This window comes from Pseudomonas tremae (assembly GCF_023278125.1).
Lineage (GTDB): Bacteria > Pseudomonadota > Gammaproteobacteria > Pseudomonadales > Pseudomonadaceae > Aquipseudomonas > Aquipseudomonas tremae.
This window is the reverse complement of sequence record NZ_CP066270.1, coordinates 4204801-4227647: the sequence shown is the minus strand read 5'-3', so window position 1 is coordinate 4227647 and position 22847 is coordinate 4204801. Positions and strand designations below refer to the sequence as shown.

Below are 22847 nucleotides of genomic sequence, written 5' to 3'. Positions count from 1 at the left end.
TCTCACAGGCGTGTAGCGATATATCGCGATAGGGCGAACCTTATATCTGTATTTCGCGATATACAAATATGATTTTGTGCTTAGAAGTGGATAAATCGGCATATCGGGTTATATCGATATATGGACTGCATGCCTGCAAGCGGCGTACGCTTGCTGTCATGAACTATCTGGCACATCTTCATCTCGGCGGGCATCGTCCCGCCCAATTGCTTGGCAGCCTGTATGGCGATTTCGTCAAAGGTCCACTGCCGGGGCGCTTTCCGGCGGAGCTTGAAGCCGCCATCCGTCTGCACCGGAGTATCGATGTCTTCACCGACAGCCACCCGCTGATCAAGGCCTCCATTGCCCGGTTTCCGTCACAGCGACGGCGCTACGCGGGCATCATGCTCGATGTTTTTTTTGATCACTGTCTGGCGCGCGACTGGCATCTGTATGCCGATCTACCGCTGGATGTGTTCACCCGAAAGGTCTACGGCACTTTGGCTGCCGAGTCGCAACTGCCCGAACGCCTGGCGCTGATTGCACCGCGCATGGCAGCGCAGGACTGGTTGGGTTCTTATCGACAGTTCGAGGTGCTGGAGCAGGTGCTGCGGGGCATATCCAGCCGTTTGTCACGACCAGAAGGGCTGGCAGGCGGCATGCACGAACTGCAGGCGCTCTACCAGCCCTTGAGTGATGACTTCGCCGAGTTTTACCCGCAGTTGCAGGATTTCGCTCAGGCCGCTCTGGCTGGGCGAGAGACCGCCTCACCCGACTGAGCAGGCTCGCCGATCTCGGGTTCACCAAACAATGCCACTTGCACAGCCTGCTGAGCCTTGAAGGCCAAGGCCGCACGCTCCTGATCCGCAGTCTGGATCGGCGTCAGCAAATGTATGTGCACGTCGCTTTGCTCGTTGGCGAACAGTCGGCGCAAATGTGACAGCAAGTCATCATCGCCAATGAACGGAGCAATCGGGTCAGGCTTGCCGTCGCGCGAATAACCAATGGCTACCGGCTGAATCGGCACGCCCGCGTCGATGGCGCTGGACAGCAGACGACCATGGAAGGTACGCAAGCCCTTGCCGTCAGTGGTGGTGCCTTCCGGGAAGATCAGCAGCGCGTTGCCTTGTTGCAGATGACTGCACATTTGCTTCTGGATCAGACGGCTGTCGCCCGAGCCACGACGGATGAACAGCGTACCGGCCTTCAAGGCCAGCCAGCCGGCCACTGGCCAGGTCCGCACTTCGGCCTTGGACAGGAACGACAGTGGCGCGAGCATCCCCAGCAGTGCAATGTCGGTCCATGACACATGGTTGCTCACCCACAGCATCGGCTGCTTTGGCAGCTCGCCGGTGACGGTCACCCGAAACGGCAGCGCGTTACTCAGGCGGGCCATGAACCAGCGGCTCCAGCGCTGCCTGCGCTCCATCGTACTGCCGAATTTAATGCGTTCCAGAATCGCGAATGCTCCGGCAATCGTCAGGCCGAGCGCCACTACCATCAGCACTCTGGCTACGCGGGCATAGCCGCGCACCCTGCTCATTACACGGCCGCCTTGAAATGGCGCGCGTAGCGAGGGCACAGGTCATCGCGCTTGAGCAGGATGAACACGTCTGCTACCTGGAAATCCTCGTCCCAGCAAGGCTCGCCACAGATCTTGGCACCGAGGCGCATGTAGGCCTTGAGCAGCGGCGGCATTTCGCAGATGACGTTGTTGGGGATGTCGAGAGTCGGCAGCGGGTTCTTAGGCTCGGCGCGCAGATGTTCGTTGCACAGATAGCGTTCGCGCAGGCGCTGCATGATCGCGTGGGCCTGAATCCCGCCGTCCTGCATCGGGATACTCGCGCAACCCATCAGGTAGCTGTAGCCGCCCTCATTGAGTACTTCGGCCAGTTCACTCCACAGCACGGCAATGGTGCCACCGTTGCGGTACGCCGGGTCGACACAGGTGCGGCCCAGTTCCAGAATCGGACCCTGCAGATGAGCCAGGCCGTGCAGGCTGAATTCTTCTTCACTGTAAAAGCTGCCCAAGGTACTGGCGGCTTTGTGGTCAAGCAGCCGCGTTGTGGCTACAAGACGCCCGGAGTTCAAGTCGCGAACCCCGATGTGTGAGCAGTGAATATCGTAATCATCGATATCCAGCCCTTGTTCAGCGCCATTGAGGCGGGCGTTGAACTCTTCGCTGAACACACTGAAACGCAACGCCTGTGCTTCCTGCAAGGCGCGCGTTCCAATCAGGCGCTCGGCCTGAAGACGACGTTCAGAAGTGTTGTCACGAATGCGGGCGATCTGGGTCATACGAATCTCCATGAGCCAGCCTTGCAGAGTTGGCTGGTTGACTGATTTGTCCAGGCGCTTTGCCGTAACTGCAGGCTAGGGAGATGGCGTGTCATGCCTGTGACGCTTTGGTGATGGTTGTGTGACGGAGATCGTGAAGCCTTTTCATGAGCATTTGAGAGGAGCAATACGCGCGTGCAAACGCCGCAGAACGATAGGTCTCCGAAGGCACGCCCATCGTGTCCATGCTCCAGCGAGGGCATGCATTTCTGGACGCTCTTGAAGGTGAAGAACGATCCATCAGCATCAGATGACTGTCATGAAGCCCTGATACAGTTCGCGGATAACCATTTTGGGAACCTGCCATGCCTCTTGGAACTGTCCGCCTGAGTCTGTTTCTTCTCCTGTGCCTCGGCACCCAGAGCGTCATTGCTGAAACATGGCCTGCAGAGCAGTGGTCTTCCCGAGCCGTATCCCCGGCCCCGGCAATCGAAGCGCTCGACACCTACGCGTTCCCGCCCCGTGACGACGAGGCCCGCAAGGGCATCCGCACCGATGCGCTCCTGGTTATCCGCGACGGGGAAGTGGTGTACGAACACTATGCTGGTGTCACCACTGAACAGACCCCGCACCTGACCTGGTCGATCAGCAAAAGCATCATGGCTACCGTATTGGGCGTGGCGTTTACAGACGGGCGCTTTCAGTTGAATGATCCGGTCGCGAAGTTCTACGCACCGTTCGAGAAACATCCCGACATCACCATCAAGAACATGATGAATTGGGCCTCTGGTCTGGATTGGCAGGAGGACTACGAATACGCTCCGCTCAACTCTTCTGTAGTCGCCATGCTCTATACCCGAGGGCGTGACGATATGGCGCACTTCACAGCCGATCACCCGGCAGCCAGGCCACCGGGCAAGGCGTACCTTTATTCCAGCGGCGACAGCAACGTTCTGGCTGCTGCATTGAAAACCATGGTCGGGCAACCCGCGTACGCGGACTATCCGTGGACAGCGCTTTTCGACCCGCTCGGTATCCACAGCGCCGTTTGGGAAACCGATGGCAGCGGGACATTTGTAGGGTCGTCCTATGCCTACATGACTGCTCGCGATCTGGCGCGTATCGGTCTGCTGATGCAGCGCGGCGGCGAATGGCAGGGTCGGCAGTTACTCAATAAGGAATGGCTCGGTTTTGTCCTGACGCCGTTTGCGGGCGAGCAAGTGGACGCCAGCGTTGAAGTCCCGGGCGGTCAGTGGTGGCTCAACCGCACCCTGGATGGAGGCAAAGGCCCGTGGCCGGACGCGCCGCCTGATACGTTCGCGGCCCTTGGACATTGGGGGCAGGCGTTGTATGTAATCCCCAGCCAGAAGCTGGTGATCGTGCGCTATGCCGATGACCGCGACGGCACTTACAACCACGATCAAATGCTCAAGCTTCTGCTTGCGGCATTCGGCAAGGAGACTGGCCAATGAGCAGCCGTCGACTCTTCATTCTGCGTCGCCCGTTCAGCAGCCTGCTGATTCTGATCATTGCCACGCTCGCAGTACTTGCCTGGCAGTACCGCGTGAACCTGCAAGCCTTTCCGACCATCATCAGTGCCTACACTGCCAAGGAATATTGCTCGTGCCGGTACGTGATGAACAACCCGGAAGCCTACTGCCGGGCGTACGTCAAACAGTACGTGCCCAGCACCCTGACTGACGACGCCGGCCCAAAGCGGGTGGTGGCCAGTGGTCTCGGACGCACCAGCAGTGCAGCCTGGCAGGGTGAACGACAGGGCTGTCGTCTGCAACCGCCCGTGCTGTAGAGATTCCGGCGAACATAGCAGTTTGCCGGAGGTCTGACAGGCGGTAAGGTAGCCCTCAAATGCACCTCCGGAGTCTGCATGTTCAACATAAATCGCCTGCTGCTGGTCACGCTGGCCGCAGTGGCGTTACCTGCCCAGGCGAACTGGTATCTGGATAACGAGTCATCGCGACTGTCTTTCACCTCGACCAAAAATGCTGACATTGCCGAAGTGCATCGCTTTCTGGTGCTGCATGGCAAGGTCGACAACAACGGGCTAGCCGAAGTAGGGATCGAGACGGATTCAGTCAGCACCGGCATTCCGTTGCGGGACGAGCGCCTTCGCGAACAAGTGTTTCAGGTGCGCAAGTTTCCTGCTGCGCAAATCACCGCTCAGCTCGACATGCGGCCCATCAATGACCTGGCGCCTGGCGCGCAACTCGAACTGCGCTTGCCGCTGTCTGTCAGCCTGCGGGGCAAAACCCACACTTACAACGCCGAGTTGCTGGCGACACGGCTTGATGAGCGCCGTTTTCAGGTGGTGACGCTGGAACCACTGGTGGTTCATGCTCAGGACTTCGATCTGGTGCCGGACTTCACTGCTTTGCGTGACGCTGCGGGATTGTCTGCGATCAGCCTGTCAGTACCTGTAGGCGCTGTACTGATCTTCACGGCGCGCTGATATGGCCAGCACGATATTTCCGTGGCGTGAAGACAACCAGTTTCAATTGCTGATCGACGGCCCTGCGTTCTTTCCGCGCATGATTGCGGCCATCGACCGCGCCGAGCAGCAGGTTGACCTGGAGTTGTACCTGGTCGAAGCCGGTGCCTGCGCCGATGCCATTGTGCGGGCACTGGTAGATGCGGGCAGACGCGGAGTCATCGTGCGCTGCCTGTTCGATGATTTCGGCTCAAAAGCTTTCGATGCGGGCCTGCGTCAGCAACTGATCAATGCCGGTGTCATCCTGCGCTTCTACAACCCGATTCACTGGCGGCGTGGTGTGCGTAACTTCTACCGCGACCATCGCAAGATACTGGTGGTGGATAAAACCCTGGCGGTAGTCGGCGGTACTGGTGTGACCGACGAATTCTGGGAGCCGGACAAAGACGTCAGCCAGTGGCACGAGGTCATGGTGGAGATCACCGGACCGCTGGTGCTCGACTGGCAGGCGCTGTTCGACCGGCAGTTCCACGCCAATGCACGACGCTTTGCCTGGCGCCCGAAGCAGAATTTTGGTCTGACGCACTTGCCGAAAGTCCCGACGTCCGGCACAGGGTTGGGCCGCGTCGCGTATGCCGATTCCCGTCAACACCGCGACATTGTGCAATCGCTGGTCCGCAGCCTGCACAGCGGGCAGAAGCGTATCTGGCTGGCTACGCCGTATTTCTTGCCCTCCTGGAAAGTCCGTCGTGCGTTGCGCAGCGCAGCCGCGCGTGGCATCGATGTACGTCTGTTGCTGACCGGGCCGCGCACCGATCACCCGTCCGTGCGCTACGCCGGTCACCGCTATTACCCGCGCTTGCTGCGTGCCGGTGTGAAGGTCTTCGAATACCAGCCGTGCTTCCTGCACCTGAAAATGGTGCTGATCGATGACTGGGTAAGCCTCGGTTCATGCAACTTCGATCACTGGAACCTGCACTTCAACCTGGAGGCCAACCTCGAAGCCCTGGACCCGGGATTGACCCGAGACGTAGTCGCCAGCTTCGAAAAAGACTTCGCCCTGAGCACTGAAATCACGCTGGAAGACTGGAAAGCCAGGCCACTGTGGCGGCGCGTCAAACAGCGTTTGTGGGGCTGGATTGACCGGCTGGTGGTGAACTTGCTGGACCAGCGAAATTGAAGTGTACGCGGGGCTGACGATGGCCCTGCGTTGGCATGGTGGTTATGCGAAGCGGCCCAGCGAGCGGTATACCAAAAGCAGACCTGCCAAACCTGATCGATAACTGGGTGACCATCGATGGAGTTTGGGGGCTGTATAGCCGAATACAAGAGGTCGGAACATTGACTGAAGTTTTCTTCAGTTGAAATAGATGCATCCTTCTACTGTTTCCTAAAATGCATTGCCTTAAGGTTTTTTAGTATGTTTTCGTTGCCTTTCTATCAGCGTGGGTACATTATTTTTATCAAGGCAGCCCCCAGAATATAGCGCCCCGATTATAAATCTTGCGGTAAAAAGGACTGAAGGTGGATAGCGAAAGGAAAAATGCTTCAAAGCAGGAAAGTCTCAATCTTAAATTCAACTATAAGTTTTTCTTCTGGTTGCTGTTCTCGGTTGTGGTTTTGAAGTTCACGTTGTTCGATTATCTGGATAGCCCTTCCGGGGCAGACGAACTGCTGATGAAACGCGAGCTGCCGCAGGGCGACTGGCTTTACATCAGCCGCTACCTGGCACCCGCGACAGATCTGAACACCTTGCGTTTTTACATAAGCAAACGTCTGGAAGGCAACGACTCGGACGTGTTGAAGCAGTTGAATGAAACTCGTCTTTTCCTGCTGACGGACAGCGACCCTGGTGACGTAAAGATTTCCGACACACCCAACGGTGTGGGCGTAGAGGTAACGGGCGCTGTCTATGATTATTTCAGTAAGCAATACATTACCGAAGGCGAGACGTTACGAAGCTACCGGATCACATTGACTCAGCATGATGTTTCTCAGCCTTTTTAGGTAGTGCTCAGAACAAGATATAGCAGGATGCTTGCGCTTATCATCATTTGTATTTCAGGTTTGCGCAGCAGCTCCCGCCTGTTAATCGGGGTTGAAAGGTCTCTGGTTAGTGTAGGGTATGTATTGCAGGCTGGTGCTTGGCGGTAAGTAACGGCAACTGTGAGAACGTGTCATAAAATAGGGTCAAGTAGGCCGAGCTGGGGGCGGGGGAGTGCGAGTTATTGATAGCCCGGTAATCGTTGGCAGCAAGGAAGGAAAACTGGCGGCATTGCCAGTTTTCCTTCCTTGTAATGCGAAGCCTTACTGCACTTCCACCGCCAGACTGTCGCTGATCTTCTTCTGCCAGATCTGTGGGCCGGTGATGTGTACGGATTCACCGGTACTGTCGACCGCCACGGTGACCGGCATGTCTTTGACCTCGAACTCGTAGATCGCTTCCATGCCCAGTTCGGCAAAGGCCACGACTCGGGATTTCTTGATCGCCTGGGCGACCAGATACGCAGCGCCGCCGACAGCCATCAGGTAAACGGCCTTGTGGTCACGGATCGCTTCGATAGCGGTAGGGCCGCGTTCGGATTTGCCGATCATGCCCAGCAGGCCGGTCTGGTCGAGGATCTGACGGGTGAACTTGTCCATCCGCGTGGCTGTGGTCGGGCCGGCGGGGCCGACCACTTCTTCGCGCACCGGATCAACCGGGCCGACGTAGTAGATAAAGCGACCCTTCAGGTCAACCGGCAGGGTTTCGTCCCTGTTGAGCATTTCGACCATGCGCTTGTGCGCAGCGTCGCGGCCAGTCAGCATCTTGCCGTTGAGCAGCACGGTTTCGCCCGGTTTCCAGCTTTGCACGTCTTCCGGGGTCAGTGTGTCGAGGTTGACGCGACGGGCCGAAGGGCCGGCTTCCCAAACGATTTCCGGGTAGGCGTCCAGCGATGGCGCTTCCAGCGAGGCAGGGCCGGTGCCGTCGAGCACGAAGTGAGCATGACGGGTGGCGGCGCAGTTGGGGATCATGCACACCGGCAGTGAAGCGGCGTGGGTCGGGTAATCCATGATCTTGACGTCGAGCACGGTGGTCAGACCGCCAAGGCCCTGAGCACCGATGCCCAACTGGTTGACCTTCTCGAACAGCTCCAGGCGCATCTCTTCGATACGGCTTTGCGGGCCGCGTGCCTTCAGTTCATGAATGTCGATGGACTCCATCAACACTTCCTTGGCCATGACCGCCGCTTTTTCAGCAGTGCCGCCGATGCCGATGCCGAGCATGCCGGGTGGGCACCAGCCCGCACCCATGGTCGGTACGGTCTTCAGTACCCAGTCGACGATTGAGTCGGATGGGTTGAGCATCGCCATCTTCGATTTGTTTTCCGAGCCGCCGCCTTTTGCCGCTACGTCCACTTCGACGGTATTACCCGGAACGATGGAGTAGTGAATGACGGCGGGGGTGTTGTCCTTGGTGTTCTTGCGAGCGCCTGCCGGGTCGGCGAGGATCGAAGCGCGCAGCACGTTTTCAGGCAGGTTGTAGGCGCGACGCACACCTTCGTTGATCATGTCGTCCAGGCCCATGGTGGCGCCGTCCCAGCGTACGTCCATGCCGACGCGCACGAAAACAGTGACGATGCCGGTGTCCTGGCAGATCGGGCGATGACCGGTCGCGCACATGCGCGAGTTGATCAGGATCTGGGCGATGGAGTCGCGAGCGGCAGGCGACTCTTCGCGCAGATACGCCTCGTGCATGGCCTGAATGAAGTCCACGGGGTGGTAATAGGAAATGAACTGCAGTGCGTCTGCAACGCTCTGAATCAGGTCGTCTTGCTTGATCACGGTCATGCGGCGCGCTCCTCTGTTATGACGGGAACATTCAATTACGCTATCGGCAGCAGTCTGGAACTGCGGCTTGAACCAGAGCTGCAGGGTTGGCCGTAGCGGGCGCAAAAAGGCGCGGCAGTATAACCCGCCCTGAAGAGCAGGCTGTACAATCGCTGTTATTTTCTGCACGGGTCGCCTGAATGCCTCAATTGCATGTTGGAGAGCGTAGCTGGTCGGTCGCGTCGGCCAGCAATCTGCTTGATGACCTCAACCATGCCGGTGTCTCGGTGCCTTACAGTTGCCGTGCCGGCAGTTGCCATGCGTGTCTGGTGCGTTGTGTCAAAGGCGAGCCTGAGGACGCGCTTCCCGATGCCTTGCCTGCTGAAAAACGTCAACAGGGCTGGCGTCTTGCTTGCCAGTGCCGCGTGGTCGAGGACCTGTCAGTCGAAGTGTTCGACCCGCAAAGGGACGGTTTGCCTGCCAGAGTCTCAGGCTGCGACTGGCTTTGTCCGGCTGTGCTGCGTTTGCGTCTCGAACCCTTGCGCCCATTGCGTTACAGCGCCGGGCAACATCAGGTGCTGTGGACTGAAAGCGGTGTGGCGCGACCTTATTCGCTGGCCAGTATTCCGGGTGAAGATCCGTTTCTGGAGTTTCACATCGACTGCAGTCAGCCTGGCGCATTCCGCGATGCCGCCCGGCAGTTGCAGGCAGGTGATGAGCTGAGGCTGGGTGAGCTACGCGGCGGGGCACTGCGCTATGACCCTGACTGGCAGGACCAGCCCTTGCTGCTGCTGGCCGCCGGCACAGGCCTCGGACCGTTGTGGGGGGTGCTGCGCGAGGCCCTGCGTCAGGAGCATCAAGGCAGCATCCGCCTGATACACCTGGCTCGCGACAGTCAGGAACATTATCTGGCAAGTGAACTGCAGGCCCTGGCTGAGCGTTATCCACAGTTGCTTGTGCAACTGATTACCGCGCAGACGCTCCAGGCAACTCTGGCCGAGTTGCGACTGTTATCGCGGCATGCAATGGCGTTGGTGTGTGGCAGTGCTGAGAACGTGGAGATGTTCGCCAAACGTCTTTATCTGGCGGGACTGCCGCGTAATCAATTATTGGCGGATGTGTTTTTAGCGCGGGACTGAAAGAGCGTCCGCATGATAATCATGAAAACTCACGCGGCTGACTCAAAGCAAAAGGCCCCGACTCTTGCGAGACGGGGCCTTGGCTTACGGCGTTATACCGTCAGACCAACGGGTCGCCAACGTGCAGGATCTTCATGCCGTTGGTGCCACCGATGGTGTGGTAGCTGTCGCCCTTGGTCAGGATGACCCAGTCACCTTGCTCGACCAGACCACGCTTGAGCAGCTCATCGACTGCGGCCTGGCTGACCTGACCTGGCGGCAGGGCTGCCGGGTCGAATGGCACGGTGTAGACACCACGGAACATCGCCGCGCGTGCCTGAGTGCCACGGTGCGGAGAGAACGCGTAGATCGGCACCGAGGAGCGGATGCGCGACATGATAAGCGGGGTGTAGCCGCTTTCGGTCAGTGCGATGATCGCCTTCACGCCAGGGAAGTGGTTGGCGGTGTACATGGCGGCCAGCGCAATGCTTTCGTCACAACGTGTGAACGAGTGACCGATGCGGTGGCTGGAGGTCTTGCCGGTCGGGTGCTTTTCAGCGCCGACGCAGATGCGCGCCATGGCTTGCACCGCTTCGATCGGGTAGGAACCTGCAGCACTTTCGGCCGAGAGCATGACGGCGTCGGTGTAGTCGAGCACAGCGTTGGCCACGTCGGACACTTCGGCGCGGGTCGGCATGGGGCTGGAGATCATCGACTCCATCATCTGCGTCGCAACGATCACTGCCTTGTTATGGCGACGAGCGTGCAGAATGATGCGCTTCTGTACGCCCACCAGCTCGGCATCGCCGATTTCAACGCCCAGGTCGCCACGGGCAACCATGACGGCGTCGCTGGCGCGGATGAGAGCATCAAGCACTTCATCATTGGCGACGGCTTCAGCGCGTTCGATCTTGGCGACCAGCCAGGCTGTGCCACCGGATTCGTCACGCAACTGGCGAGCGTATTCCATGTCGGCAGCATCGCGCGGGAACGAAACGGCCAGGTAGTCCAGGTCCATTTCGGCAGCGAGCTTGATGTCCTGCTTGTCTTTTTCGGTAAGTGCCGGAGCCGTCAGGCCACCGCCGCGACGGTTGATACCTTTATGGTCGGACAGCGGACCGCCGATCAGCACCGTACAGTGCAGCTCGTTTGCGGTCTGGGTGTCGACGCGCATGACCACGCGACCGTCGTCGAGCAACAGCTCGTCGCCTACGCCGCAATCCTTGACCAGATCCGGGTAGTCGATACCCACGATTTGCTGGTTGCCACTGGTCAGCGGATGAGCTGTGGAGAAGGTGAACTTGTCACCCACCTTCAGCTCGATTCGCTTGTCGGTGAACTTCGCGATACGGATTTTGGGACCCTGCAGGTCGCCCAGCAGAGCGACGAAGCGCCCGTGCTTCGTGGCGATTTCGCGGATGAGCCTGGCGCGTGCCTTGTGCTCATCGGGAGTGCCGTGAGAGAAGTTCAGGCGAGCAACGTCCAGACCCGCGAGGATCAGTTGTTCGATGACTTCCGGCGAGTTGCTGGCAGGGCCAAGTGTGGCGACGATTTTGGTGCGGCGAACGGTCATGCACAAACTCCTTAATTGAAGCGCAGCGAGAGGCTACTCCTGTCTGGGTCTTTAGTCATTGTTCCTTTGCACTGAGATATTGCAGTCGAGGAGGGCAATCGGCGGACGACTGGCGCTCGATTCAGTTGAAGAAACAGGCTGTCAGGCCGATACAGGGCAGATAACAGGAGACTCCCATGCGTATTGTAACGATTGTTGTATTACTGGTTGCGCTTGGCGGTTGCACTCGCTGGGCAATGAACTCCAACCTGGACCACGCCTACCGTGCCTATCAGGAGGGCGATTGTGACCGGGTGATGCTCGACCTCTCCAAAGTGGAGCGGCAGAGCCGTTCGCGCCGCTATGTGCAGCCAGAAGTGTCGATGCTGCGTGGCCAGTGCCTGGAGCGGCAAAAATTGTATGTCGACGCAGCACAGACTTACCAGTTTCTGATGACCCAATACCCTGGGAGTGAGTATGCGTATCGTGCGCGAGCCAGACTCGACACGTTGGCGCAGGTAGGCCTTTACCCCAAGGCCCAACCCGCCAGACCTGTACCCGTGCCCGCACCTGCGCGAAACGTCTCAGTATCAAAGTAGTTACATTCATTTGGATGGGAGAGGCCGCTGCCGGGTGGATTTTGAAAATTTCTGAGCTAGTCTGATCTAACGGAGCGGATGAGCTGCAGGGACCTACCTCGAGAGGTCCTGTAGGGGTTGTGCAGATGAAGCCCACAGTCGACACGTATTTGTACACGACTGTAACAATGGCCTCACAAGGCAGCCTGCCATGCATAAAGAACGAAAAATCGAAAGACACCAGCTGCAGGATTATCTTCAGGTGTTCAACCGCCACACCGGCAGACCTCTAGGGTGCCTGGGAAATGTGTCAGAAGAAGGGTTGATGCTTATCAGCGAGCTGCCTTTGCTGGTAGGTGCCAGGTTCGATCTGTGCCTGAAGCGGCCAGGCAGTGATACCGGGCAGCCGCTTGAAGTGAGTGCTACCTGCCTGTGGTGTCGCGAAGACGAAACCCCGGGCAGCTTCGATTCCGGTTTTGAACTGCCTGAGGTTTCGACAGAGTATCTGGAGTTCATCGAGCTTCTGCAGCGTTATTTCTGCTTTTATCCTTCTTACGAAGCGTCAGCCTGATTCCGCTACAGAGCAGGTCGTACTGCGGTATTTCTGTCTTTTACAGCGTTCCTGCTTTTTTCCAGCCCAGATAGCGGCTGACCAGCTGTGGGCCAAGTTCTTTTGGTCGCGCATCCATGATTGCTATGCCCTGCGCGCTCAGGCGGTCGTGCAGGGACGCTCGGGCATTGAGGAAATTCATTGTCCCGCAGTAGTCCAGCGCCTGTTCATAGGTCTGTACCGGTGACTGACGCAGGCTGTCGAGCACTTCTTCTCTCAGACTGGCAATCAGTACCCGATGTTGTCCGCTTAGCTGCCTGACCGCCACCAGCAGCTCCTCGTCGTCTTCATCGCGAAGATTGGTCACCAACACCACCAGCGATCGTCTTTTCTGGCGAATCATTACATGGCGCACGGCGGCGCTGTAATCAGCCGGGCGGCGAGTGGTCTGCAGGTCATAGACAGTGTTGAGCAACAGGTTGAGCTGGCTTGGCCCCTTGACGGGCGACAGGTAGCGGTCCTGCTCGCTGGCAAATGTCGAGATACCTACGGAGTCGCCCTGACGCAACGCGACATAGCTCAGCAGCAGGCAGGCATTGAGCGCATGATCGAAATGCGACAGCTCGCCATCTTGACTGCGCATCCGGCGCCCGCAATCGAGCATGAATACTATTTGCTGGTCTCGCTCGTCCTGGTACTCCCTGGCAATCGGCGTTCGCTGACGTGCAGTGGCTTTCCAGTCGATCTGGCGCAAGCTGTCGCCCTCGCGAAACTCACGCAACTGGTTGAATTCCATACCAGGCCCGCGACGTTGCAATTGACGCACGCCCAACTGACTCAGCCAGCTGTCTACAGCAAGCAACTGCCCGCCGTACAGACGAGCAAAGTCCGGATAGACACGCGTCGTGCTATGTACAACCAAATAGCGCCGTGTCGTCCACAGTCGCAAAGGGCCGGGCAGGCTTATCTCGCATTGCTCGAACGTGAAATGGCCCCGGCTTGAAGGGCGCAGACGGTAGCCGACCCTGCCTTTGCTATCAGCAGGCAGGGTGATGGATTGCGGCAGGTTTTCATGCTCCAGGCCTGGTGGCACGTGGTCGAATATCTTCAGTGTGAGCGCCTTGCTGCCGTCGTGGCTCACGTCGAGCGTGGCTTCGTTCCAGCGATCCAGTGCCAGGCTGCCCGGTAGTTCGCGCTGCACGCGGGGCGACGGATGACGCAGCAGCAAGACTGCATCCAGCAAGGCCAGACCCGCCAGTGCCAGCATTGCGCCCCGGTAAAGGCTGTCGATCTGCTGCGGATAGTCGATGCCGAGCGCATGAAGGGTGCCCAACAGCAAAGCAACGCACGCCAGCCCGCCGAGCCAGCAAAGCATCGGAACAGAAGGCTTCAATAACTGTTTCACAGGCGCGGTGCCGGTACCTGCTCGAGGATCTGCCTGAGCACCTGATCCACCGACAGCCCTTCGATGTCCAGTTCAGGGGACAGCCTGACCCTGTGCCGGAGTACCGCAAGTGCGCAGCCTTTTATGTCGTCCGGAGTGACAAATTCGCCACCCCGCAACAGCGCTCTGGCGCGCCCGCCACGCACCAGCGCAATTGAGGCGCGTGGCCCGGCACCCTGACTCAGACCCGGCCAGGTGCGTGTGCTGCGGCCCAGGCGCACGGCATAGTCCAGCACTTGCTCATCCAGGGGCAACTCGCTGGCAATGCGTTGAAGTACCTGAACCTCACGCGCCTGCATGATGACCCTGAGTGGTCGCACATCCAGCATGTCGGCACGGGTGGAGCGGGTGACCTGACGCACCATCTCCAGCTCTTCCTGCGCTTCGGGATAGTCCATGCGCAGTTTCAGCATGAAGCGGTCCAGTTCGGCTTCCGGCAATGGGTAAGTGCCTTCCTGTTCGATGGGGTTCTGGGTTGCCAGCACCATGAACGGTTGCGCAATGGGCAGGGCTCGACCTTCGAGGGTGACTTGCCGCTCCTGCATGGCTTCAAGCAGCGCCGCCTGAGTCTTGGCCGGCGCCCGGTTGATTTCGTCGGCCAGCAACAGGTTGGTGAACAACGGCCCCTTGCGCAGTTTGAACTGCTCGGTCTGCATGTCATACACGGCGTGACCGGTGACATCGCTGGGCATCAGGTCCGGCGTGAACTGGATGCGGGCAAACTCGCAGCCGATACAACTGGCAAGCGCCCGAACCAGCAATGTCTTGCCCAGCCCCGGTACGCCTTCAAGCAGCACATGCCCGCCGCCGATCAGCGCGGTCAGGACGTCTTCGACAACTGCAGTCTGGCCGAACACGGCCTTTTGCAGTTCGGCGCGCAGTGCCTGGGCGAGCTGACTGGCGCGCTGGCGCTGCTGCAGTTGAGTGCTTGCCGGGCTGCCAGGCTCGCTGGCCGGGTCGATCAAGGGCTGGGCGCTGCCGGACAGTTCGGGTGTTGGATCGCTCATGTGTTCCTGAGAGTTTGCAGGTGGGCCACCTGACGGGTGAATTCGCTATGTGAGAGGCGCTGCGCCGGGCGCGGGCGCAGGGCATCGCTGATGGCGCTGGTGGGCTGTCGGGTGAGGCGCGACAGCACCTGCCATTGTTCGGCGACGACCAGCCGCTCGAAGCCTGGATGCAGTCGACGTGCGCGGCGCAGAATGTCCTGTTGCAGCCCCTTTATAAGGGGTTGCTGGCCCGTGTGTCTGAGCAGGAAGCCGGCGCTGGCGCGCAAGTGCTCGGTCAATTGGCGGCGCGCCAAGGCCACGGGGCGGCGCAGCGGACCCTCGCGCAGGCCGACATGCCAGAGCCCCAGGCCGATCAGCAACGCGAAGGCCAGCAGTGCCTCGGGAAAGTTGCGCAGCAACAGGGCTGGCAAATTGTCGTGTCGAGTCTTCAGTATCATGGTCACGTCGCTGTTCTGGGTCAGATACCAGAGCAGCCATGCATTGTCGTAGCTGCCGATCGAGTGGGTTTCCCAAAGGCCTGAATCGGTGACAATGGTGATCAGCCCTTTTCCACGTTGTATCTGCAGCATATGGGTGGCCTCGGCGCTGTTGGCCCACGCCTGCGCCTGGTCTTCCGGGTCTTCGAGATGAAACGCAGGCTCGAAGCTCATATAGGCCGGTTCGTTTTCATTTTCCAGATAAAGACGAGTCAACTCGGGCCAAGGCATTTTTTTACGGCTGGGGGCAGGCCTGATCAGAGGAATGGGCAGCATGGGCTGCGGGTCATTCAACTGTCGCTCCTGCTCATTGATGTCTCGGGTCAGATACTGATGGACCTTCAGTCTGTCGAGCAGCAGGTCGCCACTGCGACCTTTCTGTTCGTCCCAGAGCCGTTCGGCCACGAACAGCAGGTGTCCGCCTGCTTCGGCCCAGTTCAGCAGACGCTCGGTTTGCACGGGCGTCATGCCTGCACGGTCATTGAGCAAAAGCAGGGTTTGGGTGCCCTGAGTCGGGTCCGGAAGCTGGTCCAGGGTGTCAGCGGTGTTCACCGTGACGGAGCGCTCGCGCAGGAAATGTTCGGCCGCGAGCCAAGGGTTGGCTATCGCTTGCGGGGAGGGCCCTTTATCAACGGTTTCCTCATAGCGCTCCAAATGACTGCCGAGCAGGTAAAGGCCCGCGCCTGTCAGCAGCAACAGGGTCATCAGCCAGCTGAGTATTGCGTAACGGCGGCTCATGTTTTAACCGCTGGATTGAACAGACGACGCCAGCCATCGCAGAGTTCCTGCCTGGCGTTAGCAGGTGGAAGGCGATGACCATAGGCAAGGTTTTGCCAATGCGCTGTCAGTTCTCGGCTGAAGTCACTCAGCAGCGGCTGGTTCAGCAAGGCGATATGTTGCAATATCTGACCTTCGGTGTCGGCGTTCTTCAGCGGCAATCGGTAGTCGCTCAACAAACGACTGAGCAATGCGCGGTATAACAAACCCAGTGCTTCGCGGGGCTGGTTGCTCCAGAGTTGCTCGACCTGACCGGCGACATCCTCAGGAAGACTTTCGGCACTCACTTGCAGCCCGAACAGCTGTTCGGGGGCGGGGCGGGTGGTTTTAGTCCGGGTGGTTTCCAGCCTTGCAAAGGTTTTGAGCCAGTCCCGGTAGCGCCAGATCAGCAGGCCTGCCAGGCCGATGACAATGCCCCAGAGTAGTATCTCGGCCAGACGGGCCAATTCGCTGGCAGCCTGCACAAGCCGATTGAGCCAGTCGAGCAACCAGCCGTCACCATGTCTGTCCTTGACCCCTGCCTGCTTTTTTTCCTTTTCTGGAAAGCGCCAGCCGCTCTCGGTGCGGATGTTCTTGAACGGAGGCCGATCCAGAATGCCGTGTATCTCGCTCTTGGCGGTTTCGCTGTTCAGTGGCTGGTGTAAAAGGCGCGGCGTGTCGGGGCCCGCTTCATTTTGGGCGGGCTCTGCCACAGCGGTGTCAGGCAGCGGGCAGCTGTAGTTTTGTGGGTCGGCCAACGCCGGGGCGGGTGCTGTCGAAAGGACCAGCCCGACACCGAACAAAAGTGCATAGGCGCTGCCGATCAGGCGCTGGCGCAGGCGCCTGAAAACCAGTTCGATATCCCAGGCCTCAAGGACGGTTCGGCGATTGAGGTACAGGGTGAAGCCGCATGCAACATAGACTGGCTCCCAGATCACCAGCGCTAAGGCATAGAAAAGATTGGTCAGGTGGTCGATCCATATCCACTGGTTTCCTGCGTCGATCAGGTTTTCCCAGTTCCAGTCTATCTCGACTCTTTGTGGAATGAAGGCATAAAGCAGGATCAGCAAGCTTATCCACAGTGCGTATTCAAGATGCGCGCCGACGATGGTGAGTAACCGCGCAGCGCGAAGGTCTTTCTGGCTGAGCAGGCTAACTCGCATGGCGCGCTCCGTGCCTGCCAAGTGTTCCAGTTGCTGGACCGGCAGTTGAAAGCTGCGGCTCAGGCTGAGTCGGCGCCAAAGCAGGCTGGGCAAAAGCTGGTCTTTCAGTGTGGCTGGCCAGGCCTTGAGGGCTTGTCTCAAAGTTGGCGTCGTACCGAACAGCGACTGCGACAAAATGAGCAGCGGCAAACGTTCGAACGCAGGCTTGAGCCACCAGAAAATAAAAATGACTGCTGAAGGGTAATCCCAGAGCAGCACGCTGAGCAGGCAGAAAAAAGGCAATGTAATGATTGCCCAACTGCCCATCAGCAGGCCGCGATGCCGACCCGCGAGCAGGACGCCCAGATCGATGGCTTCCCAAGGGGAGCGCGGACGTATGGCGACGGTAGATTCAGTCAGGCGCATGAGGGGTACGTCCGGCCAAGGTCAGGTATGCAATGACCAGTAGCCACAGCGCGGCACCTGCCAGGTATTTGACGAGGGGGGCGGGCCATGTCATTGATGACCAGTAGGCCTCTACGAATGCCGCTATCAGCAGAAACAGTACCACCCCGCCTGTCAGTTGCACGCTGCTGCTTGCTGCTGCGCGCAGTGCCGTACCGCGTGTGACATTCCCTGGGGCCAGCAGGGCCCATCCCAGTTTGAGACCGGCGGCGCCGGACAGCGCAATGGCGGTCAGTTCGAAGGCACTATGACCCACGACGAACGACCAGAAGGTCTGGCCGTAACCAATATCAGTCAGATGGCCCGCCACGGCGCCGATCATCACACCGTTGAAAAGCAGGAAAAACAGGCTGCCCAAGCCGAACAGCAGACCGCTGGCGTAGGTCTGGAAGGCGATTCCGATGTTATTCATGATGTAGTAGCCGAACATCATCCAGTCAGCGTCGGATTCTCGCTCGATGGACTGCCCGATCCGGCTGGCTGACGGGTCGTACATGCTTTGCATTTCAAGGAGCTGTTCCGGGCTGACCACGCTGTAGACCAGTTGCGGGAAACCATACACCAGCAGCCCCATGACGATCTGGCTGCCGAAGAACAACAGGCTGGCAACCAGCACGAAACGCCATTCGGCGCGTACCAGACGCGGAAAGCCTCCCACGATGAAACCCAACAAACGGGCACCCGCAGCGCTGCGGTGACGGTAGAGTTGCTGGTGTCCACGCATGGCCAACTGATGCAGGGGGTCGATCAGATGGCTGCTGTAGCCGCGTTCCTGTGCCAGCGCCAGTTGGTGGCAGATGCGCCGATAATCGCCAGGGAATGTTGCGTTGGCATTGGCTTTGCCATGTTCCAGCGCATCAAGGTGCTGTGCAAAGCGTTGCCACTCTTCTTCATGACGTGTTTCAAACAGGCTCTGTTTCATTTCGACCCCAGCAGGCTGCGGGCGATGCCGTTTACATGGACGACGGCCTTGTGAGCGGGAATGCGCAGTGGCTCGGCCAGGATCGACGCGAGCTCCTGGGTGCGCGCGCTGGACAGTTCGCCTTGCCGCTCTGCCAGGCTCATGACCGCACGCTGTTCATCCAGGTGCAGCGAGAACGGCACGATAACGGGCTCTGCGTCCGGTAGAGTCGGGCGGATCACAGGACGGTCGCTGTAGATGACCAGGCTGCCGGCGGCCAGATCGCCCAGACGTTTGAACAGCGGATGGTTCAGGCAAGCGATCGCGCCAAACCCGTAGCCGATGGGGAGCATGTCGACGAAGCGCAGCAGATTGCGTATCAGGGAGGAAGACCAGTCTATCGGGGTGCCGTCGTCGTGAACCACTCGCAGCCCCAGTAAGCGCTTGCCCGGTGTGCGGCCCTGGCCAAGCACTTCAAACAGCACCATGTACCACCAATTCACCAGAAAAAACACGATGGCGCCCAAGCCGATGCCGAGCTTGTCGAACAGTTGCAGGAGCATATAGAAGACGGCAATGATGGCTGCGCGAACACAAAGGTCGATGCCAAACGCCAGTGCGCGGATAACAAGGCCGGCAGGGCGGAGAATCATGTCTATGCCTTCCGGAGTCTCGATGTCGATACGGGTATCCAGCGGCATGGGCAGCTTTGCATTCCTTGGCAAAACGGGAAGGGATGACATTGTCGGGAGGTTGCCCCTGAAAACCAGAACTGATGCTAGCTATCGCAGCCAAGCTAAGCAACCGACCATTCAATACGCGGGCTGTAAGAAAACATTTCCCGATGCGCCGGAAACCGCGCTATTAGCCAACGGCGCCCTTGACGCCCTACACTTCGCCGGTCTTTTGCTCAGGATCAGCCCGTGACTTCCAGCATTTTCTGGTACGACTACGAAACCACCGGCATCAACCCGCGCAATGATCGCGCGTTGCAGATGGCTGGCATCCGAACCGATGCCGAGCTCAATGAGATCGCGCCTCCGGTCAATCTGTACTGCCAGCCCAGTGATGACATTCTGCCCCATCCGGCGGCCTGTGTGATTACCGGCATCACGCCTGCCACACTGGCCGAAAAAGGTTTGTGCGAAGCAGACTTCATGACCCGAGTGCATGCCGAACTGTCCGCGCCGGGCACTTGTGGTGCTGGCTACAACACGCTGCGTTTCGACGACGAGGTCACACGGTACAGTTTCTATCGCAACTTCTTCGACCCCTACGCACGCGAATGGCAAGGCGGTAATAGCCGTTGGGACTTGATCGATGTGGTACGCGCAGCGTATGCATTGCGCCCCGATGGCATCGTCTGGCCTGAACAGGACGGGCGGGTCACGCTTAAGCTGGAACGGCTGACGGCTGCCAACGGTATTGATCATGGGCAGGCGCATGATGCGTTATCCGACGTTCGAGCAACTATTGCACTTGCGCGTCTGATTCGGGAAAAGCAGCCGAAGCTTTATGATTATCTGTTTGCACTGCGCACTAAACAGAAGGTTCAGGATCAGGTCCGGCTCCTGCAACCACTGGTGCATATTTCGGGGCGCTTTTCTGCCGCGCGCAATTATCTTGGCGTGGTGCTTCCGCTGGCGTGGCATCCCCATAATCGTAATGCGCTGATTGTCTGTGACCTTCACCTGGATCATTCGCCGTTGTTGCAATACGACGCTGAAACGCTAAAGCAGCACTTATATACCCGGCATGACGCGTTGGAGGAAGGCCAATTGCCAGTGCCGCTTAAGTTGTTGCATATAAATCGTTGTCCGGTGGTTGCGCCATTGGGTGTGTTGCGCAGCGAAGATCAGCAACGCCTGCAACTGGATCTGACGGCTTATCAGGCACGTGCGGCGCAGTTGAATGACAGTCGAGAAGTTTGGCAGGACAAATTGCAGGTCCTTTACGGCAAGGACGACTTTGTCGCAAGTGAAGATCCCGAACAACAGTTATATGACGGTTTTATCGGTGATCGTGACCGGCGATTGTGCGAGCAAGTTCGACAGGCCGAGCCTGAACAACTGGCCCGGGACGGATGGCCCTTCGACGATGCTCGTCTGCCTGAGTTGTTATTCAGGTACCGCGCCCGTAACTTTCCTGACACCTTGAGCACTGAAGAGCAGCAGCGCTGGGTGGCGTTCTGTCAGCAGCGGCTGCGCAGTCCGGAGTCGGGCGCGCCTAATACCCTACAGGATTTTACGAAAGCGCTGATTGACGTGTCGCTTAATGCCACGCCTGCGCAGCTTGAGGTATTACGGCAATGGCAAGACTACGCCCAGCAGCTGAGTAAACGTCTGGGTGTATAAATAGCGCGCAATAAAAAACGCCAGCAAGCTGGCGTTTTTTCAATCGCAGTCAATCATGACCTTATGAAGCTTAGCCCAACAGAGTGGCCCAGCTTTCAACGTCGTCACTGCCCCACTTGGCTTTCCACTCTTTCAGCGTTTTGTGGTTGCCACCTTTGGTTTCGATGACTTCGCCATTGTGCGGGTTCTTGTATTGCTTGACCTTGCGAGCGCGTTTGGTGCCAGCCGGTTTAACAGCACCGCCACGTGGCGCTTTGCTTACCTTGGCGTCCGGATCCAGCAGAGCAATGATGTCGCGCAGCGATTTTTGATATTCGCCCATCAGCGTGCGCAGTTTGCCTTCGAATTCCAGCTCGGTTTGCAGTTTGTCGTCTTGCGACAGGTTCTTCAAACGGGCTTGCAGTTCTTTGATGGCTTCTTCTGTGGCGCGGTACTCGTTGATCAGGGACATGAGGAGACCTTATGTTGTGAAGGGTTGCAGGGAGACAGTGCGACAATAATAGTCACTGTAAATGAGCAAGTAAACATTAAATAAAAGTTTTATTTGAATTATTTAGCAATATACACGCGTCCTACAGACGTCTGAACTAGGAGCGCGCCGGGCGTCCCTCAAAATAACCCGGCTATAAAGCCCTGCTTAATACAGGTCTTGTTTAGCAGTGGTCCTCCAGAAAGCCGATACTGGCAAGGTGCAATCTTCTGCCCGAAAGGCGTCATTTCCGGCAGACGAATCGGGACAACAGAGATACTGCAGTTTTGCTGCGCAGCCGCTAGAATAGCGGCTTTGCGAAGTTCTGGAGTTTCCCCTAATGCGCACTTTTCGTCTGGTGATTGCTTGCCCGGACCGTGTAGGCATCGTTGCCAAAGTCAGTAACTTTCTGGCGTCCCATAACGGCTGGATCACTGAAGCGAGTCATCACTCGGACAGTCTCAGCGGCTGGTTTTTCATGCGCCACGAAATACGTGCCGATACCCTGCCATTTGATCTGGACGGGTTCCGCGAGGCGTTTAAGCCAATCGCCGAAGAGTTCGCCATGGACTGGCGCATCACCGACTCGGCGCAGAAGAAGCGCGTTGTGCTCATGGCCAGTCGCGAGTCCCACTGTCTGGCAGACCTGCTGCACCGCTGGCACAGTGATGAGCTGGACTGCGACATCGCCTGTGTCATTTCAAATCACCAGGACCTGCGCAGCATGGTCGAGTGGCATGACATTCCTTACTACCATGTTCCGGTAGACCCCAAAGACAAGGAACCGGCGTTTGCCGAAGTGTCGCGTCTGGTCGGGCATCACCAGGCCGATGTTGTCGTGCTGGCGCGTTACATGCAGATCCTTCCGCCGCAGTTGTGCCGTGAATATGCTCATCAGGTGATCAATATCCACCACAGCTTCCTGCCTTCGTTCGTTGGTGCCAAGCCGTACCACCAGGCATCTTTGCGCGGCGTCAAACTGATCGGTGCAACCTGTCACTACGTCACCGAAGAGCTCGATGCCGGGCCGATCATCGAACAGGATGTGGTACGTGTCAGCCATCGTGACAGCATCGAAAACATGGTGCGTTTCGGTCGTGATGTGGAAAAAATGGTACTGGCCCGTGGTCTGCGCGCCCATCTCGAAGACCGCGTTCTGGTACACGACAACAAGACAGTCGTCTTCGGCTGATCTATTGTTTCGGGAGCGCGCCTGTCGCGCTTCCGGTGCAATGCATCGGCAGGAGTGCAACGCTCAGAGTGACAGCCGATGAAAGAACCTTTCGATAAAGCCACTTCCACTGCACCCGCCACGCTGGGTGAGGGCTGTCTCAGTCGCTATGACCCCGCTGCCCTGACTCCCGAAAACGGTGCCAATTTTGACGGTGCGGCGGCGCTATGGCGTGAGTTGCAGCAATCAGAAGAGGCGGCAGGAAGCGAGGAGGCTGGCGAAGTGGCTGAAGGAAGTGGAGAGGGAGAGGGCAAGTGATCAAGCCCCTCCGGGCGGCGCCAGACAGGCACCG

23 protein-coding genes are annotated in these 22847 nt (G+C 58.4%); 12 read left to right on the top strand and 11 right to left on the bottom strand.

The window, feature by feature from the left end; genetic code table 11:
- Positions 1–158 precede the first annotated feature (158 nt).
- Positions 159–758, top strand: a complete 600-nt coding sequence (locus I9H09_RS19085) for an acyl carrier protein phosphodiesterase (RefSeq protein WP_122347907.1) — start codon at positions 159–161, stop codon at positions 756–758.
- On the opposite strand, the gene I9H09_RS19080 is transcribed toward I9H09_RS19085, so the two are convergent.
- Together I9H09_RS19080 and olsB are read right to left on the bottom strand one after the other, a co-directional pair.
- Positions 716–1522 (bottom strand): lysophospholipid acyltransferase family protein, encoded by an 807-nt coding sequence (locus tag I9H09_RS19080; protein ID WP_024691520.1) that lies wholly within the window; start codon positions 1520–1522, stop codon positions 716–718. The two genes, I9H09_RS19085 and I9H09_RS19080, sit on opposite strands and share 43 nt — an antisense overlap.
- Positions 1522–2277 carry an L-ornithine N(alpha)-acyltransferase gene (gene olsB / locus I9H09_RS19075; protein ID WP_005889100.1) on the bottom strand — a complete coding sequence of 252 codons (756 nt, stop codon included), beginning with the start codon at positions 2275–2277 and terminating at the stop codon, positions 1522–1524. Before olsB ends, I9H09_RS19080 begins: the two co-directional genes overlap by 1 nt.
- A gap of 344 nt (positions 2278–2621) precedes the next feature.
- Between olsB and I9H09_RS19070 the strand changes: the two genes are divergently transcribed.
- The 5 genes from I9H09_RS19070 to I9H09_RS19050 all read left to right on the top strand — a co-directional run bounded on the left by I9H09_RS19070 (position 2622) and on the right by I9H09_RS19050 (position 6709).
- Positions 2622–3728 (top strand): serine hydrolase domain-containing protein, encoded by a 1107-nt coding sequence (locus I9H09_RS19070; RefSeq protein WP_122311449.1) that lies wholly within the window; start codon positions 2622–2624, stop codon positions 3726–3728.
- Positions 3725–4063 carry a hypothetical protein gene (locus I9H09_RS19065; RefSeq protein ID WP_024691518.1) on the top strand — a complete coding sequence of 113 codons (339 nt, stop codon included), beginning with the start codon at positions 3725–3727 and terminating at the stop codon, positions 4061–4063. Before I9H09_RS19070 ends, I9H09_RS19065 begins: the two co-directional genes overlap by 4 nt.
- 78 nt (positions 4064–4141) lie before the next feature.
- On the top strand, positions 4142–4723 hold the full coding sequence (locus tag I9H09_RS19060; protein WP_005889104.1) for a YceI family protein: 582 nt from the start codon (positions 4142–4144) through the stop codon (positions 4721–4723).
- A gap of 1 nt (position 4724) precedes the next feature.
- The gene (locus I9H09_RS19055) at positions 4725–5882 is read left to right on the top strand and encodes a phospholipase D-like domain-containing protein (protein WP_024671727.1); all 1158 of its coding nucleotides are present in this window, start codon (positions 4725–4727) and stop codon (positions 5880–5882) included.
- A 344-nt stretch (positions 5883–6226) separates the two neighbouring features.
- Positions 6227–6709 (top strand): hypothetical protein, encoded by a 483-nt coding sequence (locus I9H09_RS19050; RefSeq protein ID WP_122311451.1) that lies wholly within the window; start codon positions 6227–6229, stop codon positions 6707–6709.
- Between the two features lie 300 nt (positions 6710–7009).
- Here I9H09_RS19050 and I9H09_RS19045 read toward each other — a convergent pair whose 3' ends face one another.
- A complete protein-coding gene (locus tag I9H09_RS19045) occupies positions 7010–8533 on the bottom strand; it encodes a fumarate hydratase (protein WP_122347906.1) in 1524 nt (507 codons plus the stop codon).
- Positions 8534–8712: 179 nt separating this feature from the next.
- On the opposite strand from I9H09_RS19045, the gene I9H09_RS19040 reads away from it, so the two are divergent.
- Positions 8713–9651 (top strand): iron-sulfur-binding ferredoxin reductase, encoded by a 939-nt coding sequence (locus tag I9H09_RS19040; RefSeq protein WP_005889110.1) that lies wholly within the window; start codon positions 8713–8715, stop codon positions 9649–9651.
- A gap of 100 nt (positions 9652–9751) precedes the next feature.
- On the opposite strand, the gene pyk is transcribed toward I9H09_RS19040, so the two are convergent.
- Positions 9752–11203, bottom strand: a complete 1452-nt coding sequence (gene pyk, locus I9H09_RS19035; protein ID WP_005889111.1) for a pyruvate kinase — start codon at positions 11201–11203, stop codon at positions 9752–9754.
- A 176-nt stretch (positions 11204–11379) separates the two neighbouring features.
- On the opposite strand from pyk, the gene I9H09_RS19030 reads away from it, so the two are divergent.
- Positions 11380–11781, top strand: a complete 402-nt coding sequence (locus tag I9H09_RS19030) for a tetratricopeptide repeat protein (RefSeq protein WP_005889112.1) — start codon at positions 11380–11382, stop codon at positions 11779–11781.
- Between the two features lie 190 nt (positions 11782–11971).
- Positions 11972–12331 (top strand): PilZ domain-containing protein, encoded by a 360-nt coding sequence (locus tag I9H09_RS19025; RefSeq protein WP_005889114.1) that lies wholly within the window; start codon positions 11972–11974, stop codon positions 12329–12331.
- 40 nt (positions 12332–12371) lie between these two features.
- On the opposite strand, the gene I9H09_RS19020 is transcribed toward I9H09_RS19025, so the two are convergent.
- From I9H09_RS19020 to I9H09_RS18995, 6 genes are read right to left on the bottom strand one after another with little or no spacing between them, the layout of a single operon-like run.
- A complete protein-coding gene (locus I9H09_RS19020; protein ID WP_122347905.1) occupies positions 12372–13715 on the bottom strand; it encodes a DUF58 domain-containing protein in 1344 nt (447 codons plus the stop codon).
- Complete coding sequence (locus I9H09_RS19015) at positions 13712–14761, bottom strand: AAA family ATPase (protein ID WP_122347904.1); 1050 nt, start codon at positions 14759–14761, stop codon at positions 13712–13714. Before I9H09_RS19015 ends, I9H09_RS19020 begins: the two co-directional genes overlap by 4 nt.
- Complete coding sequence (locus I9H09_RS19010) at positions 14758–15975, bottom strand: DUF4350 domain-containing protein (RefSeq protein ID WP_122347903.1); 1218 nt, start codon at positions 15973–15975, stop codon at positions 14758–14760. The genes I9H09_RS19015 and I9H09_RS19010 overlap by 4 nt, the downstream gene beginning before the upstream one ends.
- Positions 15972–17561, bottom strand: coding sequence for a DUF4129 domain-containing protein (locus I9H09_RS19005; RefSeq protein ID WP_122347902.1), 1590 nt, complete (start codon positions 17559–17561; stop codon positions 15972–15974). Before I9H09_RS19005 ends, I9H09_RS19010 begins: the two co-directional genes overlap by 4 nt.
- On the bottom strand, positions 17548–18522 hold the full coding sequence (locus tag I9H09_RS19000; protein ID WP_122323356.1) for a stage II sporulation protein M: 975 nt from the start codon (positions 18520–18522) through the stop codon (positions 17548–17550). Before I9H09_RS19000 ends, I9H09_RS19005 begins: the two co-directional genes overlap by 14 nt.
- On the bottom strand, positions 18519–19202 hold the full coding sequence (locus I9H09_RS18995) for an RDD family protein (RefSeq protein ID WP_053480775.1): 684 nt from the start codon (positions 19200–19202) through the stop codon (positions 18519–18521). The genes I9H09_RS19000 and I9H09_RS18995 overlap by 4 nt, the downstream gene beginning before the upstream one ends.
- Positions 19203–19424: 222 nt before the next feature.
- On the opposite strand from I9H09_RS18995, the gene sbcB reads away from it, so the two are divergent.
- Positions 19425–20855: an exodeoxyribonuclease I gene (gene sbcB / locus I9H09_RS18990; RefSeq protein ID WP_122347901.1), complete on the top strand. Its 1431-nt coding sequence runs from the start codon at positions 19425–19427 to the stop codon at positions 20853–20855.
- A gap of 70 nt (positions 20856–20925) precedes the next feature.
- Here the strand turns inward: sbcB and mvaT are convergent, their stop codons facing one another.
- On the bottom strand, positions 20926–21306 hold the full coding sequence (mvaT, locus tag I9H09_RS18985; protein ID WP_122347900.1) for a histone-like nucleoid-structuring protein MvaT: 381 nt from the start codon (positions 21304–21306) through the stop codon (positions 20926–20928).
- A 358-nt stretch (positions 21307–21664) separates the two neighbouring features.
- Between mvaT and purU the strand changes: the two genes are divergently transcribed.
- On the top strand, positions 21665–22516 hold the full coding sequence (purU, locus tag I9H09_RS18980; protein WP_024671719.1) for a formyltetrahydrofolate deformylase: 852 nt from the start codon (positions 21665–21667) through the stop codon (positions 22514–22516).
- Between the two features lie 78 nt (positions 22517–22594).
- Positions 22595–22813 carry a hypothetical protein gene (locus I9H09_RS18975; RefSeq protein ID WP_024691509.1) on the top strand — a complete coding sequence of 73 codons (219 nt, stop codon included), beginning with the start codon at positions 22595–22597 and terminating at the stop codon, positions 22811–22813.
- The last annotated feature ends 34 nt before the right edge of the window (positions 22814–22847 follow it).

Coding starts and splice junctions, on each gene's coding strand:
- pyk (WP_005889111.1), bottom strand. CDS start 11,203: ATGACCGTTCGCCGCACCAAAATCGTCGCCACACTTGGCCCTGCCAGC.
- I9H09_RS19005 (WP_122347902.1), bottom strand. CDS start 17,561: ATGCGCCTGACTGAATCTACCGTCGCCATACGTCCGCGCTCCCCTTGG.
- I9H09_RS19070 (WP_122311449.1), top strand. CDS start 2,622: ATGCCTCTTGGAACTGTCCGCCTGAGTCTGTTTCTTCTCCTGTGCCTC.
- mvaT (WP_122347900.1), bottom strand. CDS start 21,306: ATGTCCCTGATCAACGAGTACCGCGCCACAGAAGAAGCCATCAAAGAA.
- I9H09_RS19055 (WP_024671727.1), top strand. CDS start 4,725: ATGGCCAGCACGATATTTCCGTGGCGTGAAGACAACCAGTTTCAATTG.
- I9H09_RS19060 (WP_005889104.1), top strand. CDS start 4,142: ATGTTCAACATAAATCGCCTGCTGCTGGTCACGCTGGCCGCAGTGGCG.
- I9H09_RS19030 (WP_005889112.1), top strand. CDS start 11,380: ATGCGTATTGTAACGATTGTTGTATTACTGGTTGCGCTTGGCGGTTGC.
- I9H09_RS19040 (WP_005889110.1), top strand. CDS start 8,713: ATGCCTCAATTGCATGTTGGAGAGCGTAGCTGGTCGGTCGCGTCGGCC.
- I9H09_RS19010 (WP_122347903.1), bottom strand. CDS start 15,975: ATGAGCCGCCGTTACGCAATACTCAGCTGGCTGATGACCCTGTTGCTG.
- I9H09_RS19085 (WP_122347907.1), top strand. CDS start 159: ATGAACTATCTGGCACATCTTCATCTCGGCGGGCATCGTCCCGCCCAA.
- I9H09_RS19065 (WP_024691518.1), top strand. CDS start 3,725: ATGAGCAGCCGTCGACTCTTCATTCTGCGTCGCCCGTTCAGCAGCCTG.
- I9H09_RS19015 (WP_122347904.1), bottom strand. CDS start 14,761: ATGAGCGATCCAACACCCGAACTGTCCGGCAGCGCCCAGCCCTTGATC.
- olsB (WP_005889100.1), bottom strand. CDS start 2,277: ATGACCCAGATCGCCCGCATTCGTGACAACACTTCTGAACGTCGTCTT.
- I9H09_RS19080 (WP_024691520.1), bottom strand. CDS start 1,522: ATGAGCAGGGTGCGCGGCTATGCCCGCGTAGCCAGAGTGCTGATGGTA.
- purU (WP_024671719.1), top strand. CDS start 21,665: ATGCGCACTTTTCGTCTGGTGATTGCTTGCCCGGACCGTGTAGGCATC.
- I9H09_RS18995 (WP_053480775.1), bottom strand. CDS start 19,202: ATGCCGCTGGATACCCGTATCGACATCGAGACTCCGGAAGGCATAGAC.
- I9H09_RS19025 (WP_005889114.1), top strand. CDS start 11,972: ATGCATAAAGAACGAAAAATCGAAAGACACCAGCTGCAGGATTATCTT.
- I9H09_RS19000 (WP_122323356.1), bottom strand. CDS start 18,522: ATGAAACAGAGCCTGTTTGAAACACGTCATGAAGAAGAGTGGCAACGC.
- I9H09_RS18975 (WP_024691509.1), top strand. CDS start 22,595: ATGAAAGAACCTTTCGATAAAGCCACTTCCACTGCACCCGCCACGCTG.
- I9H09_RS19045 (WP_122347906.1), bottom strand. CDS start 8,533: ATGACCGTGATCAAGCAAGACGACCTGATTCAGAGCGTTGCAGACGCA.